Below are 13734 nucleotides of genomic sequence, written 5' to 3'. Positions count from 1 at the left end.
GGGGGTGGGCCGGCCGCTTCGGTTGTCCGGGGCATGCCGGGTCGCGCAGCGTCGCTCGGGCGCCGGGGTATGCCGCGTGCGCGGCTCCGCGCGTAGGGTCACGCCATGCACCCCGAGAGCGCCGTGCAGGTGTCGCTGGTCACCGCTGCCGACCTGCCCGACCTGCTCCCCCTGATGCTGGCGTATTGCACGTTCTACGAGAGCGACCCCTCCGAGGAGGACCTGCTGGCCATGAGCAGGGCGTTCCTCGACGAGGGCGCGGGTGGCACGCAGCTGTTGGCCCGTGACGAGGCGGGCCGGGCCCTCGGGCACGCCACCGTGCTGTGGTCCTGGGACACCACCCTCGCCCAGCCGCTCGCGGTGATGGAGGACCTGTTCGTCGTGGCCGAAGCGCGAGGGCTCGGGGTGGGGGCGCAGCTCATCGAGGCCTGCCGACAGCTGGCGGCCGACCGGGGGATGCAGTGGCTGGCGTGGGAGACGGCGCCGGGCAACGAGACGGCCCAGCGCCTCTACGACGGGCTCGGCGGGCAGCGCACCACGTGGTTCGCCTATCGGCTGTCGACGGACCGGACCGCAACCTAGGCTGGGGCCATGCAGAGTCCGCTCTTTGACCAGGCCAACCTCGAAGTCCAGGCGGAGCAGCGCTTCGCCCTGCAGAACCCCCAGATGCTCCGCGTCCACCTCGGTGGAGACGTGCTCGCCGTCAAGGGCGCGATGGTCGCCTTCCAGGGGCAGATCCGGTTCGACCACGAGAAGGCCGGCAGCGTCAGCAAGCTGTTCAAGAAGGTCGTCACCGGCGAGGACGTCTCGCTGATGCGGGTGTCCGGCCAGGGCGACGTCTTCTTCGCGGCCGAGGCGGGCTTCGTCTTCCTCATCGACCTGACGGGCGACGCGCTGTCGGTCAACGCGCGCAACCTCCTGGCGTTCGACTCGCACATCGAGTGGGACATCAAKCGAGTCCAGGGCGCCGGCATGCTGAGCGGCGGGCTGTTCAACACGACCCTGCAGGGCACCGGCACGGTGGCGATCCACACGGTGGGCCAGCCGGTGATCCTCGACTGCAGCCAGCAGCCGACGTACGTCGACGTGCAGGCGTGCGTGGGCTGGTCGGCCAACCTCGTGCCCCAGGTCGTGTCCAGCATGAACGTCCGCTCGATGCTGCGCGGCGGGTCCGGTGAGGCCTTCCAGTACGCGTTCCACGGCCAGGGCTTCGTGATCGTGCAGCCCGACGAGTGGACGCCGCCCCCGAGCCAGGGTGGCGGTGGCGGCTTCAACCTCGGTGGAATGCTCGACGGATGAGCGCCGCCCCACCCGTGGCCGACCCGGCACTCGTGGCGCGGCTGCGCGCGGACCTCGAGCGCGCGCCATACACGGTCGAGGCGGTGGGGGAGCTGCTCGGCCCGCTGGCGTCGGCTGCCATCGGCCGCGAGCAGGTGCTGCCCGCGCAGCGGGCCACGGCCGACGTCGGCACCCCGCTGGCCACGCTGGTGCGGCTGTTCGGTCTCGGTGACGCGGTCGACGCCGACGCCGCGGCAGCGGCCCTGCCGACCCTCGGAGTCGAGGGCGCCCAGCGACTGGGGCTGGTCCGGGAGCAGGGTCCCGGCGTCGTGGCGACCTGTGACCTGCGGCCGTACGGCGAACAGGACGCCGGCTGGTGGGTCGCCTCGGACCTCGCCGAGCTCGCCACCCGCGCACCGCTCGCGCAGGACCACGTCCTCGGCATCGGTGGCGCCTCGTCCACCCTGGCGTCGTGGACCCCGCGACCGCGCGTGGCCCGGGCCCTCGACCTCGGCACCGGCTGCGGCGTGCAGGCGCTGCACCTCGGGTCGCACGCCGACTCGATCACCGTCACCGACATCTCGGCACGTGCCCTCGGCTTCGCCCGGTTCAACGCCCTGCTCAACGGCTGCGAGTGGGAGGTCGTCGAGGGGTCGATGCTGGATCCCGTTGCGGGACAGAGTTTTGGGCTCATCGTGAGCAACCCTCCCTTTGTCATCACGCCGCGCTCTCCCGATGTCCCGCTGTTCGAGTACCGCGACGGCGGTGCCTCCGGCGACGAGGTCGTGGCAGGTCTGGTGCGCACCATCGGCGCGCACCTCGAGCCCCGCGGCATCGCCCAGTTCCTCGGCAACTGGGAGATCGTCGGCGACGCCGACTGGCGCGAGCGCGTGCGCGGGTGGGTCGAGGGCACCGGCCTCGACGCATGGGTGGTGCAGCGCGAGCTCCAGGACCCAGCGCAGTATGCCGAGACGTGGGCCCGCGACGGAGGTCACCACAGCGCCACCACGGAGTTCGCAGCGATGTATGCCGCGTGGCTCGACGACTTCGCCTCGCGCGGCGTGAGCGGGGTCGGCTTCGGGGTCATCACCCTGCAGCGACCGACTGGCGAGCGGGAGGTGTTCGTCCACCTCGACGAGGCGCACGGCCCGGTGGCTGCGCCCATGGGTCCCTCGATCCTGCGAGGCCTGCAGGCGCGGACCTGGCTGGCCGAGCACTCCGACGACGAGCTGCTGGCGGTGGCGTGGCGCTGTGCGGACGACGTGACCGAGGAGCGGCACGGGCGTCCCGGGGCGGAGGACCCGTCGGTGATCCTGCTGCGCCAGGGCGGCGGGCTGCGACGCGTGGTGCGGCTCGACACGGCGGGAGCCGCGCTGGTGAGCGTCTGCGACGGGAGCCTGGCTGCGGGACCGGCGCTGGCCGCGATCGCGGCGCTGCTCGAGGCCGACCCCCAGCAGGTTCGCGCCGACGCGTTGCCGTTGCTGCGCGAGCTCATCGCGGACGGCCTGCTCGTCTGACCCCTCGTCCCTAACCCCTGCTAGCCGACCTTGGCTCAATCCGGACAGGGTGCAACCTGTCCGGATTTCGCTAACCCCTGCTAGCAGAGGTTGGGAAATGGCGGGGAGGGGCACGCGAGTGAGTGCGGGGGCCGACGAATGTCACGCGCGCGGGTGTTTGCGCAGGTGGGGAAACCAGTTGTGAGTGAGTGCTCACTCACTTACCATCGTTGTCGTGACTCCCCGCGCCCCGGCCATGACCCCCGACGACCGTCGGGCCTCGATCATCGCCGCCACGATCCCGCTCCTGCGCGACAAGGGGAGGGCGGTCAGCACCAAGGAGATCGCCAAGGCCGCCGGCATCGCCGAGGGCACCATCTTCCGCGTCTTCGAGAGCAAGGACGAGATCGTCCACGCCTGCGTCCACGAGGCCTTCGACACCAGCGGCCTCGTCGTCGAGCTGGCCGGAGTCGACCGCGACCTGCCCCTGCGTGAGCGCCTCGCCCAGGCCGTCACGGTCATGCAGGAGCACCTCAAGGGCATCTTCGCGCTCATGACCGTGCTGCAGTCCAGCGGACAGCCGCTGCACCGCCCGATGGGGCACGACGCCGCGCGGCGCCGGACGGAGGCGACCGCCGAGCTCGACGCGGCGTTCGTGGACCTCATCGGCGGCGACGCCGACCGCCTGCGCATCCCGGCCACGACCTTCATCGGCTACCTGCGGATGCTCACGCTCTCCAGCGTCCACCCGATGCTCGACGGCCAGGAGTCCACGGCCCTCGAGCTGGTGGACGTCATCCTCGAGGGCGCCCTGCGGCGTCCCGACACCGCCGACCGGCCGGACGGGACCCGACCGACCGGGAACCGCCGCACCACCAGCAGGGGGAAGAACTAGTGCTCATCAGGATCATCCGCGACTACCTCGCGCCCTACCGTGGCCTCGTCGCCGTGCTCGTCGGCCTCCAGCTGGTGGGGACCATCGCCTCGCTCTACCTGCCGAGCCTCAACGGCACGATCATCGACGAGGGCGTGGCCCAGGGCGACACCGGCTACATCGTCCGCACCGGCGGCTGGATGCTCGCCGTCTCGTTCGTCCAGATCCTCGCGACAGTGGCGGCGACCTACCTCGGCGCCAGGTCGGCAGCCGGGCTCGGCCGCGACCTGCGCGCCTCCGTCTTCGCCCGGGTCGGGGACTTCTCCGCCCAGGAGGTCTCCCGGTTCGGGGCCCCGACGCTCATCTCCCGCAACACCAACGACGTGACCCAGGTGCAGACCGTCGTGTTCATGGGCGCCGCGATGATGGTCTCGGCGCCGATCATGATGGTCGGTGGCATCGTCATGGCCCTGCGCGAGGACGTCGGCCTCTCCTGGCTGGTCGCCGTCGCGGTCCCGGCGCTCGCCCTGTCCGTGGCGCTCGTGATCCGCAAGATGATCCCGCAGTTCCGCCTCATGCAGGAGTCCGTCGACTGGGTCAACCGGGTGCTGCGTGAGCAGATCACCGGGATCAGGGTGGTGCGCGCTTTCGTCCGCGAGGACCACGAGCGCGCCCGCTTCGCCGACGCCAACACGCAGTACACCGGAACGGCGCTCGCGGTCGGCCGGCTGATGGCGATGGTCTTCCCGATCGTCATGCTCATCTTCAACGCCTCGACGGTGGCAGTGCTGTGGTTCGGCGCCCACCGCGTCGAGAACGGCCAGATGCAGATCGGTGAGCTGACCGCCTTCATGAGCTACCTCATGCAGATCCTCATGTCCGTGATGATGGCGACCTTCATGTCGATGATGATCCCGCGCGCGACGGTGTCGGCCGGTCGCATCGCCGAGATCCTCGACACCGAGTCCACGGTGGTCGAGCCGCAGGCCCCGGTGGTCATCCCGCGCGCCGGTTCCGGGGTGGTGCTGCGCGATGTCGAGTTCACCTACCCGGGCGCCGATGTGCCTGTGCTGCAAGGGGTCTCACTCACCGCGGAGCCCGGCAAGACCACGGCGATCATCGGCAGCACCGGCGCCGGCAAGTCCACCCTGCTCTCCCTCATCCCCCGGCTCTACGACGTCACGGGCGGGTCGGTCCGCATCGGTGGCGTCGACGTGCGCGAGGCGGCCCTCGAGGACGTCTGGGCGCGAATCGGCCTGGTGCCGCAGAAGCCCTACCTCTTCACGGGCACCGTCGCCTCGAACCTGCGGTACGGCGGAGCGGACGCCACCGACGACGAGCTGTGGGAAGCGCTGCGCATCGCCCAGGCCGAGGACTTCGTGCGCGCCATGCCGGCGGGGCTCGACTCACCGATCGTCCAGGGTGGCACCAACGTCTCCGGCGGCCAGCGACAACGGCTGGCGATCGCCCGGGCGCTCGTGGCCAAGCCCGACATCTTCCTGTTCGACGACAGCTTCTCGGCCCTCGACCTCTCGACCGACGCGAGGTTGCGCTCGGCACTGAGGCCGGTCACCCGCCATACGGCGGTGATCGTGGTGGCGCAGCGCGTCTCCACCATCGTCGACGCCGACCACATCGTCGTCCTCGACGACGGGCGCGTGGTCGGCACCGGACGGCACGACGAGCTGCTCGACACCTGTCCGACCTACGTCGAGATCGTCGAGTCCCAGCGCAGCGCGGAGGAGGCAGCCTGATGGCCGAGGGTGTGAAGACCGCGGAGGAGAAGGCGGCAGAGGCACGGCGAGGGCCCGGCGCACGCGCGGGCCAGCGACACGGACCGATGATGGGTGCGGGCGTGCCCGCGGAGAAGTCGCAGAGCTTCGGCCCGTCCGCGAAGCGGCTGCTGGCCCTGCTGCGACCCGAGCGCGCCCAGCTGTATGCCGTGCTGGTCCTGGCCGTCACCAGCGTCGGCCTGGGTGCGGTGGGCCCCAAGATCCTGGGCCGGGCGACCGACCTGATCTTCGCCGGCTTCGTCGGCCGGCAGCTGCCGGCCACGGCGACGCGGGCCCAGATCGTCGAGGGGCTCAGGGCCAGGGGCGACGACACGTACGCCGACATGGTGTCGAACCTCGACGACCTCGTCCCCGGTCAGGGCATCGACTTCGGTGCGGTGGGGCGGGTCCTGCTGCTGGTGCTCGCGATCTACGTCGTGGCGAGTGTGCTCTCGTGGGCGATGGGCTGGATCCTCACCGGTGCCGTCAACCGCACCATCTTCGGGCTGCGCCGCGACGTCGAGGACAAGCTCAACCGGCTGCCGCTGCCGTACTTCGACGGTCAGCCGCGCGGTGAGCTGCTCAGCCGGGTCACCAACGACATCGACAACGTCGCCCAGAGCCTGCAGCAGACGCTCAGCCAGCTGCTGACCTCGCTCCTGACGGTCCTCGCGATGGTCGGGATGATGCTCTACATCTCGCCGTTGCTGGCCCTCATCGCCCTGGTCACCATCCCGGTCACCATGGTCGTGACCGCCGCCATCGGCAAGCGCTCGCAGAAGCACTTCGTCCAGCAGTGGAAGAGCACCGGCGAGCTCAACGGCATCGTCGAGGAGACGTTCACCGGCCACCAGCTGGTCAAGGTCTTCGGCCGTCAGGAGGAGGCGCGCGCGGCCTTCCGTGCCAAGAACGACGACCTGTTCGACGCGGGCTTCGGTGCCCAGTTCGTCAGCGGCATCATCATGCCGACGATGATGTTCATCGGGAACCTCAACTACGTGGCGATCGCGGTCGTCGGTGGTCTGCGGGTGGCCAGCGGGTCGATGAGCCTGGGAGACGTGCAGGCGTTCATCCAGTACTCGCGACAGTTCACCCAGCCGCTGACCCAGGTCGCGTCCATGGCCAACCTCCTGCAGTCCGGAGTCGCCTCTGCCGAAAGGGTTTTCGAGGTCCTGGACGCGCAGGAACAGTCGCCGGACCACGTCCAGCCCACGGTGCTCGACGACCCGCACGGACGAGTGGAGTTCGAGGACGTGTCGTTCTCGTACACGTCGGACACGCCGCTCATCGAGCACCTCGACCTGGTGGTCCAGCCCGGCCAGACCGTGGCCATCGTCGGGCCGACGGGCGCCGGCAAGACCACCCTGGTCAACCTCGTCATGCGGTTCTACGAGCTGGACGGCGGGCGCATCACCCTCGACGGCGTCGACATCACCGACCTGACCCGGCGCGGGCTGCGCTCCGAGATCGGCATGGTGCTCCAGGACACCTGGCTGTTCGGCGGCACCATCCGCGAGAACATCGCCTACGGCAACCCGTCGGCCAGCGACGAGCAGGTGCTCGAGGCGGCCAGGGCCACGTACGTCGACCGGTTCGTCCACTCGTTGCCCGACGGCTACGACACGGTGCTCGACGCCGAGGGCGGCAACATCAGCGCGGGCGAGAAGCAGCTGGTCACGATCGCCCGGGCGTTCCTGTCCGACCCGGCCCTGCTCATCCTCGACGAGGCCACGAGCTCGGTCGACACGCGCACGGAGCTGCTGGTCCAGCAGGCCATGTCGGCCCTGAGGCACGACCGGACGAGCTTCGTGATCGCGCACCGGCTCTCGACCATCCGCGACGCCGACGTGATCCTCGTGATGCGCGACGGCTCGATCGTGGAGCAGGGTTCGCACGAGGTCCTGCTCGCCCGCGGTGGCGCCTATGCGGAGCTGTATGCCGCGCAGTTCAGCGGCGCGGCCGTGGACGTCGACTCCGGCGAGGCCCCGGCGCCGAACCTGGCCGGGGCCAAGGTCTGACTCCGGATCCCAGCGCACCGGTGCGCCGCGTGGTGGTGTCGACCACGCGGCCCACCCGCGTCCCCGGGCCTGCCCTCAGCCGCTCTCGTCGAGGTTCATGCCGTGCCGGATGGCTGCCAGGAGGACGTCGACGTCGATGTCGGCGAGGCTCTTGAACCTGATGCAGTAGCCCGTGACGCTCGCCTTCCCGATCGAGGCACCGTAGGTGCTCTTCAGGTAGGTCTTGTCGTCGAGGCCGAGCACGTAGACGGAGATGCCGGCGGTGTTGGCGCTCAGGCCGATCCGGTAGAACTCGCGCGACGAGCCGTCGGCATAGGTGATGGTGTGGGCGCCGTAGCCGATGTTGGGGTTGGCCACGACCTTGCCAGCGTCGTTGGTGCCGTCGGTGAACCACAGCCGGCACGTCGGGAACTCCGCCAGCACCAGCGCGTGCAGCCGGCGGAGGTCGGCCTGCTTGGGACCGGGTTGGCTGGCGAGGTACGCCTCGACCCGCTCGGCGATGTCCATCGTGAGCCCGAGGCTAGCAACGCGAGACAACGCGAGCTGGCTGCAGGGCCAGGTCAAGGCCCGCCCGCGTGCCGACTCGCGGCATACGCCCTAGGTTGTCCTGAGGTCCGCAGACGTACCCCAGGAGTCGCTGATGAACGCCCTCGTCCCCCTTGCCCTACCCGCTGTCGAACCGCTCATCGACGCCAACTGGCTCGACTACACGTTCGTCGCGATCTACTTCGCGTTCGTCCTCGGCATCGGTGTCATGGCCCGGCGGTCGGTCTCCGACTCGATCGACTTCTTCCTGTCGGGGCGCTCGTTGCCGGCGTGGGTGACCGGCCTGGCGTTCATCTCGGCCAACCTGGGGGCCGTCGAGATCATGGGCATGTCGGCCAACGGCGCCGAGATCGGGCTGCCGACGGTCCACTACTTCTGGGTCGGCGCGATCCCGGCGATGCTCTTCCTCGGCGTCGTGATGATGCCGTTCTACTACGGCTCGAAGGTCCGCTCGGTCCCTGAGTTCATGTTCAGGCGGTTCGGCACCGGCGCCCACCTGGTCAACGCGATCAGCTTCGCCTTCGCCCAGCTGCTCATCGCGGGCGTCAACCTCTATCTCCTCGGGTCGATCGTGCACGCGCTGCTCGGCTGGCCACTGTGGGTCGCGCTGATCGTGGCGGCTGCGATCGTCCTGTCCTACATCACCCTCGGCGGCCTGTCGGCGGCGATCTACAACGAGGTGCTGCAGTTCTTCGTCATCGTCGCCTCGCTCCTGCCGCTGACCCTGATCGGCCTGCACCGCGTGGGTGGCTACGGTGGCCTCAAGGACAAGATCGAGGCGTTCGCCCAGTCCGCGCCCGCCAAGGCCGAGGTCGCCCCGGCGGCGCAGCAGCTCGAGTCGTGGCCCGGCCAGGCCCTCTCCGGCTTCGACTCGCCGTTCTGGTCGGTCATCGGCATCGTCTTCGGCCTCGGCTTCGTGCTGTCCTTCGGCTACTGGACGACGAACTTCGTCGAGGTACAGCGCGCGATGGCCTCCAAGTCGATCTCGGCGGCACGCAAGACGCCCATCATCGGCGCCTTCCCGAAGATGTTCGTGCCGTTCCTCGTGATCTTCCCCGGCATGGTCTCGGCGGTCCTGGTCAAGGAGATGATCGACCTCAAGGGCGGCGGGACCCCGGCCGGCGGCGCGAGCGGCGAAGGCGTGAAGTACAACGACGCCCTGCTCCTGCTCATGCGCGACATCCTCCCCAACGGCCTGCTGGGCCTGGCGATCGCGGGTCTGCTGGCTGCCTTCATGGCCGGCATGGCGGCCAACATCTCGGCCTTCAACACGGTGTTCAGCTACGACCTGTGGCAGCGCTACATCCGCAAGGACAACAGCGACGACTACTACCTGCGCATCGGCCGGCTGGCCACGGTGGCGGCGACCCTCATCGCCATCTTCACGGCCACGTTGGCGAGCAGCTTCTCGAACATCATGGACTACCTGCAGACGCTGTTCGGGTTCTTCAACGCGCCGTTGTTCGCGACGTTCATCCTCGGCATGTTCTGGAAGCGCATGACGCCCACCGCCGGATGGGTGGGCCTCGCGAGCGGCACGCTCTCGGCAGTGCTGGTGGCCTTCCTGTCCGAGGACGCCTTCGGCTCGGCGAGCCAGGGCGTCATCCCCCTCTCGGGGCAGGGCGCGAGCTTCGTCGCGGCCTCGACGGCATTCGTCGTCGACATCGTCCTCAGCATCGTGGTCAGCCTGGTGACCCAGCCGAAGCCGGCATCCGAGCTCAAGGGTCTGGTCTACTCCGAGACCCCCAGGGAGGACCTCGTCGACCCGGAGGAGGCCACCCTCCCCTGGTACCAGCGCACCATCCCGCTGGCCGGCATCGCGCTGGCGATGGTCCTCGTCCTCAACTTCGCGTTCTAAGGGAGGCTGCACATGTCCGACAACAAGACCGACTCCTCGGCCAAGGCGTCAGGTGGCCACACCGCCGGTGCGTTCGACATCCGCAACATCATCGGCGCCCTGCTGGGCATCTATGGCGTGCTGCTCCTGCTGGCGGGCCTCTTCATGGACACCGAGGAGGCCAAGACCGGGGGAGTCAACGCCAACCTCTGGACCGGGCTCGCGCTCACCGTCGCGGGTGCAGTGTTCCTCCTGTGGGCGCGGCTCAAGCCGATCATCGTCCCGGCCGACGTCGAACCGGTCGAGGACGACCCCACCCGCCCGGCGCCGCGCCGCCGCGCCGGCGGCCATTGAGCCACGACGTCGACTGACGGGTATGCCGGGTGGTCACCACCCGGCATACCCGTCAGTGCGTCTCGGTGGGCGTGGGGCAGGTCACCACATGGCCTCGAGGTCGGAGCTGCCGAGGGCGGGTGGGTCGTACGTGGGTTGGTACAGCGTCATGGTCCCGGCGCCGGGCACGACGAGCTGGATCGTGGAGCCCCACTGCTGCTCGGTGACCTCGCCCTCGAACTCGGCCCCGCGACCGCGCAGCTCGGCCACGGTGGCCGCGAGGTCATCGCAGATCAGGGACAGGTCGAAGCGCTGGTCGGTGCCACCGGAGCGGCCGCCGTGCTCCCACGACGACGGATGGACCCCGAGCTCGCTCGGACCACTGGCGAAGATGAGCCATCCGCCGCCGGTGTCGGTGGCAGGGAACTGCAGGACGTCGCGGAAGAAGGCGCGGGCGGCCTCGGAGTCCTCGGCGTAGACGAGGGTGTGCAGTGCGGTGATCATGGGGCAACGGTAGAAGCGCGGCGGCGCTCGAGCCCGTCGAGCACCACGTCGAGGCCGAACTCGAACTCGGTCTGGTCGTCGCACCAGCCGAGGGTCGCGTCGGGGTCGTCGTCGTGGGCGACCTGGCTCAGCATCTCGACGAGGTGCGGCACCTCCGCCGTCATCGCCGCGAGCATCTCCTCTGAGGCGTCGTCGGCGGCGTCACCCGGGTCGAACAGCTCCTGGGTGAACCCGAGGACCCGGCTGCCCAGCGCGTGCAGCGAGTGGTGGGTCAGGTCGTGGCTGAAGCCACCGGCCCGAAGGATCCCCACGACGCCGTCGAAGTACCGCACCACGTCGAGGCTCATCGTCGTGCGCGTCTCGAGGACCCCGGGAACCCACTTGTGTCGCAACATCACCGTCCGGGCGGCGAGGGCGCGGGCCCGCAGCGCTCCCTGCCAGTCGCTGGCCGGGTCGGGGGAGTCGAGCTCGGCGACTGCGGCGTTCACCTCCGCGGCGACCTGCTCGACCATCGCGTCGAGGAGGGCGTCCTTGCCGGCGACGTGGTTGTACAGGGACATCGCCTCGACGCCGAGCTCCTGGCCGATGCGCCGCATCGACACGGCGGCGACGCCCTCGCGGTCGGCGAGCTCGACGGCGGCGCGCATGACGCGTTCGCGGCTCAGCGGGCGCCGTGCGGGTGCGCTTTCGGCGCCGGGCTTGGCGCTGGTCGAGCTCTTGGTCGTCCTGCGACGGGCGGTGTCGGTCACGGGCCTCTCCCGGGGTGGATCCCTCGAACGTCTCGAATGCTAGCCGCTCGCCGTTGACAGACTTACGGTGTAGGTCTAACTTACAGTGTACGCCTTACGCCGTAAGGTGCCTCTGGATCGAATCACCGGGAGCTCGACATGACCGACGCCGACCTGCACGCACCGCTCGGCGCGACGCCGTCCGCGCGCCATACCCCTCGCCCCGACTCGCGCCCCGACTCGCGGCCCGCTCTTCCGACGACGATGCGGGCGGCCGTCCACGAGGAGTACGGCGCACCCGAGGACGTCGTGTCGGTGCGCACCTTCCCCGTCCCGCCGGTCGGGCCCGACGACGTCCTCGTCCGGGTCGGCGCCGCGTCGGTCAACGCGCTCGACTGGCACTACGTCACCGGGCTGCCGATGTTCGCGCGCCCGACGCTGGGGCTGCGCCGTCCGAAGCGACAGGTCCCGGGCGCCGATGTCGCCGGTGTGGTGGAGGCCGTGGGCTCAGCCGTGACGACCCTGGCGCCGGGCGACCGTGTGTTCGGCGAGGTGTCGGGCGGGGCGTACGCCGAGTTCCTGGTGGCGCCCGCCGACCGGTTGCTGCCGATCCCCGAGGGTGTGGGGATCGAGCAGGCAGCCACCCTCGGCGTCGCCGCCGAGACCGCGCTGCAGGGGCTGCGCGACTGGGGTGGCCTCCAGCCCGGACAGCGCGTGCTGGTCAACGGGGCGTCCGGCGGTGTCGGCAGCTTCGCGGTCCAGCTGGCCAAGGCGCTCGGCGCGTCGCACGTGACGGCGGTGTGCAGCACCGGCAACGTGGAGGCAGCCCGCCGCGGTGGCGCCGACCGTGTGGTCGACTACACCCGCGAGGACGTGCGGGCGCTGGGCGACACGTTCGACCTGTTCTTCGACAACGCCGGCAGCCTCACGCTTCGCGACAGCCGGCGGCTGCTCACGCCGAGCGGCACCTACGTGATGGTGACGTCGCCGAAGTCCAGGTGGGTGCGGCCGCTGCCCCGGATGCTGAGCGTCCCGGTCTACTTCGCGTTCGCCAGCCAGGCGGCGCCAGCGTTCAAGGTCGCGTCGTTCAGTCGGTCCGACCTCGAGCTCCTCGCCGGGCTCGCGGCCTCCGGTCGGCTCGACCCCGTGATGGACCGCCGCTTCGCTCTCGAGGATGCCGCCGAGGCGTTGCGCGTGCAGGGTGAGTTCCACGCCCGCGGCAAGTCGCTCGTCATTCCCTGACCTCCCTCGGCTTTGGGGGTGCAGACGTGATCTATCCGTCACCCTTGCACCCCCAAACCCGAGGTGAGGCGGCGATGGGCGGCGACGACCTGGTCCATGAACTCCGTTGTGCGCACGCGGAAGCCGACCAGGTCGATCGTCAGGACCGTCTCTCCGCCGATCGCCAAGGCATTGCGTCGCAGGTTGTCCGAGCTCACGGCGAGCCCGAGACGGTGTTGTGCGCCGTCGACCTCGACCACCAGAGGGCAGTCGCGCCAGCGCACGTCGAGGTAGACCCGCCCGAACGGCCCCTCGCGGACGACCTGCCTGGCGGGTTCCGGAAGCCCACGCTCGTGGCACAGACGAGCGAAGTCGAGCTCGCCCAGGGAGTGCGCCCCGTCGGCCACGTCCCGGATGAGCTGGCGGACGTATGCCGTGCGCCCGTAGTGGGCGCCTGGCCACCTCACGGAGCACAGGTCCTGGGCGCGCACGAGACGTTGCTGGACGGCCATGCAGACTACGAGGGCCGCCTGCCGGTCGCTTGCGGCCCATTGTGCAGCGCGCACCGTGGCTACCGGGAGGCGCACTCGGGGAAGGCCCACTCCGACGGTGTCGTGGTGGAGCGCTCCACGAACCTGATGGACGGTGACGCCGGCGATGGGCCTCACCTGCTGGTCATGGTCGACCGACACATGCACCCGATCGTCGTCGAAGTTGGTGAGGCCAGCGGCGTGCAGCGCTGACACGCCATCGATGACGGCTCCCCGTCCGACCTCCCAGACGGCCCGCCAGGCCAAGGCGACTCTCGACAGTGCGCCCGTGTGGACGGCAACCGTCTCCCGCCCGTGCAACGCCCACCGTCTGGCCCTGACCTCGCCAGCGACCGCCCACCGGTCGATGCCCTGGGCTCGAAGCTCGGCGCGGGAGGCCACGCCGTCCCGGGCGCTGGCCAATGAGGTCGCCACCTGTCGCCGGGCTGATCCGCTCAGGGTCATGGACCCCAGCGTCAGGTGCCGATCGCCGCTGGCGTCGCGTACGCCATACGAGTTGTGGACGGACCCKAGCCAGCGCCTTGGCTGTGGACAGGCTTTGGGGGTGCAGGAGTGACGTATTCGTCACTCCTGCAC

The 13734-nt window shown here is 70.1% G+C and carries 14 protein-coding genes; 10 read left to right on the top strand and 4 right to left on the bottom strand.

The window, feature by feature from the left end:
• Window positions 1–105: 105 nt before the first annotated feature.
• From AC1DV7_RS17295 to AC1DV7_RS17270, 6 genes are all read left to right on the top strand, one after another.
• Window positions 106–582, top strand: a complete 477-nt coding sequence (locus AC1DV7_RS17295; RefSeq protein WP_477598570.1) for a GNAT family N-acetyltransferase — start codon at window positions 106–108, stop codon at window positions 580–582.
• Between the two features lie 9 nt (window positions 583–591).
• Complete coding sequence (locus AC1DV7_RS17290) at window positions 592–1299, top strand: AIM24 family protein (RefSeq protein WP_477598569.1); 708 nt, start codon at window positions 592–594, stop codon at window positions 1297–1299.
• Window positions 1296–2795, top strand: coding sequence for a DUF7059 domain-containing protein (locus tag AC1DV7_RS17285; protein WP_477598568.1), 1500 nt, complete (start codon window positions 1296–1298; stop codon window positions 2793–2795). The genes AC1DV7_RS17290 and AC1DV7_RS17285 overlap by 4 nt, the downstream gene beginning before the upstream one ends.
• Before the next feature lie 214 nt (window positions 2796–3009).
• On the top strand, window positions 3010–3669 hold the full coding sequence (locus tag AC1DV7_RS17280; protein WP_477598567.1) for a TetR/AcrR family transcriptional regulator: 660 nt from the start codon (window positions 3010–3012) through the stop codon (window positions 3667–3669).
• Window positions 3669–5402: an ABC transporter ATP-binding protein gene (locus AC1DV7_RS17275; RefSeq protein ID WP_477598566.1), complete on the top strand. Its 1734-nt coding sequence runs from the start codon at window positions 3669–3671 to the stop codon at window positions 5400–5402. Before AC1DV7_RS17280 ends, AC1DV7_RS17275 begins: the two co-directional genes overlap by 1 nt.
• Window positions 5402–7438 (top strand): ABC transporter ATP-binding protein, encoded by a 2037-nt coding sequence (locus AC1DV7_RS17270; protein WP_477598565.1) that lies wholly within the window; start codon window positions 5402–5404, stop codon window positions 7436–7438. Before AC1DV7_RS17275 ends, AC1DV7_RS17270 begins: the two co-directional genes overlap by 1 nt.
• Before the next feature lie 75 nt (window positions 7439–7513).
• Here AC1DV7_RS17270 and AC1DV7_RS17265 read toward each other — a convergent pair whose 3' ends face one another.
• Window positions 7514–7945, bottom strand: a complete 432-nt coding sequence (locus tag AC1DV7_RS17265; RefSeq protein ID WP_477598564.1) for a DUF1801 domain-containing protein — start codon at window positions 7943–7945, stop codon at window positions 7514–7516.
• Between the two features lie 133 nt (window positions 7946–8078).
• Between AC1DV7_RS17265 and AC1DV7_RS17260 the strand changes: the two genes are divergently transcribed.
• Complete coding sequence (locus AC1DV7_RS17260) at window positions 8079–9842, top strand: sodium:solute symporter family protein (protein WP_477598563.1); 1764 nt, start codon at window positions 8079–8081, stop codon at window positions 9840–9842.
• 12 nt (window positions 9843–9854) lie between these two features.
• Window positions 9855–10175 (top strand): hypothetical protein, encoded by a 321-nt coding sequence (locus tag AC1DV7_RS17255; protein WP_477598562.1) that lies wholly within the window; start codon window positions 9855–9857, stop codon window positions 10173–10175.
• Between the two features lie 81 nt (window positions 10176–10256).
• Here the strand turns inward: AC1DV7_RS17255 and AC1DV7_RS17250 are convergent, their stop codons facing one another.
• Window positions 10257–10658, bottom strand: coding sequence for a VOC family protein (locus AC1DV7_RS17250; protein WP_477598561.1), 402 nt, complete (start codon window positions 10656–10658; stop codon window positions 10257–10259).
• A complete protein-coding gene (locus tag AC1DV7_RS17245; protein ID WP_477598560.1) occupies window positions 10655–11407 on the bottom strand; it encodes a TetR/AcrR family transcriptional regulator in 753 nt (250 codons plus the stop codon). Before AC1DV7_RS17245 ends, AC1DV7_RS17250 begins: the two co-directional genes overlap by 4 nt.
• Before the next feature lie 138 nt (window positions 11408–11545).
• Here AC1DV7_RS17245 and AC1DV7_RS17240 point away from each other — a divergent pair, with 138 nt between their 5' ends.
• On the top strand, window positions 11546–12628 hold the full coding sequence (locus AC1DV7_RS17240; protein WP_477598559.1) for an NAD(P)-dependent alcohol dehydrogenase: 1083 nt from the start codon (window positions 11546–11548) through the stop codon (window positions 12626–12628).
• 38 nt (window positions 12629–12666) lie between these two features.
• On the opposite strand, the gene AC1DV7_RS17235 is transcribed toward AC1DV7_RS17240, so the two are convergent.
• Window positions 12667–13119 carry a hypothetical protein gene (locus AC1DV7_RS17235; RefSeq protein WP_477598558.1) on the bottom strand — a complete coding sequence of 151 codons (453 nt, stop codon included), beginning with the start codon at window positions 13117–13119 and terminating at the stop codon, window positions 12667–12669.
• Window positions 13120–13224: 105 nt separating this feature from the next.
• Between AC1DV7_RS17235 and AC1DV7_RS17230 the strand changes: the two genes are divergently transcribed.
• The gene (locus AC1DV7_RS17230; RefSeq protein ID WP_477598557.1) at window positions 13225–13350 is read left to right on the top strand and encodes a hypothetical protein; all 126 of its coding nucleotides are present in this window, start codon (window positions 13225–13227) and stop codon (window positions 13348–13350) included.
• Window positions 13351–13734 lie beyond the last annotated feature (384 nt).

This window comes from Pedococcus sp. P2_E4 (assembly GCF_056403935.1).
This window is presented reverse-complemented; position numbering and strand designations above follow the sequence as displayed.

Excerpts from the sequence above, each read along its gene's own strand:
- AC1DV7_RS17295 (WP_477598570.1), top strand. The coding sequence starts at position 106 with ATGCACCCCGAGAGCGCCGTGCAGGTGTCGCTGGTCACCGCTGCCGAC.
- AC1DV7_RS17285 (WP_477598568.1), top strand. The coding sequence starts at position 1,296 with ATGAGCGCCGCCCCACCCGTGGCCGACCCGGCACTCGTGGCGCGGCTG.
- AC1DV7_RS17270 (WP_477598565.1), top strand. The coding sequence starts at position 5,402 with ATGGCCGAGGGTGTGAAGACCGCGGAGGAGAAGGCGGCAGAGGCACGG.
- AC1DV7_RS17265 (WP_477598564.1), bottom strand. The coding sequence starts at position 7,945 with ATGGACATCGCCGAGCGGGTCGAGGCGTACCTCGCCAGCCAACCCGGT.
- AC1DV7_RS17260 (WP_477598563.1), top strand. The coding sequence starts at position 8,079 with ATGAACGCCCTCGTCCCCCTTGCCCTACCCGCTGTCGAACCGCTCATC.
- AC1DV7_RS17255 (WP_477598562.1), top strand. The coding sequence starts at position 9,855 with ATGTCCGACAACAAGACCGACTCCTCGGCCAAGGCGTCAGGTGGCCAC.
- AC1DV7_RS17250 (WP_477598561.1), bottom strand. The coding sequence starts at position 10,658 with ATGATCACCGCACTGCACACCCTCGTCTACGCCGAGGACTCCGAGGCC.
- AC1DV7_RS17240 (WP_477598559.1), top strand. The coding sequence starts at position 11,546 with ATGACCGACGCCGACCTGCACGCACCGCTCGGCGCGACGCCGTCCGCG.
- AC1DV7_RS17235 (WP_477598558.1), bottom strand. The coding sequence starts at position 13,119 with ATGGCCGTCCAGCAACGTCTCGTGCGCGCCCAGGACCTGTGCTCCGTG.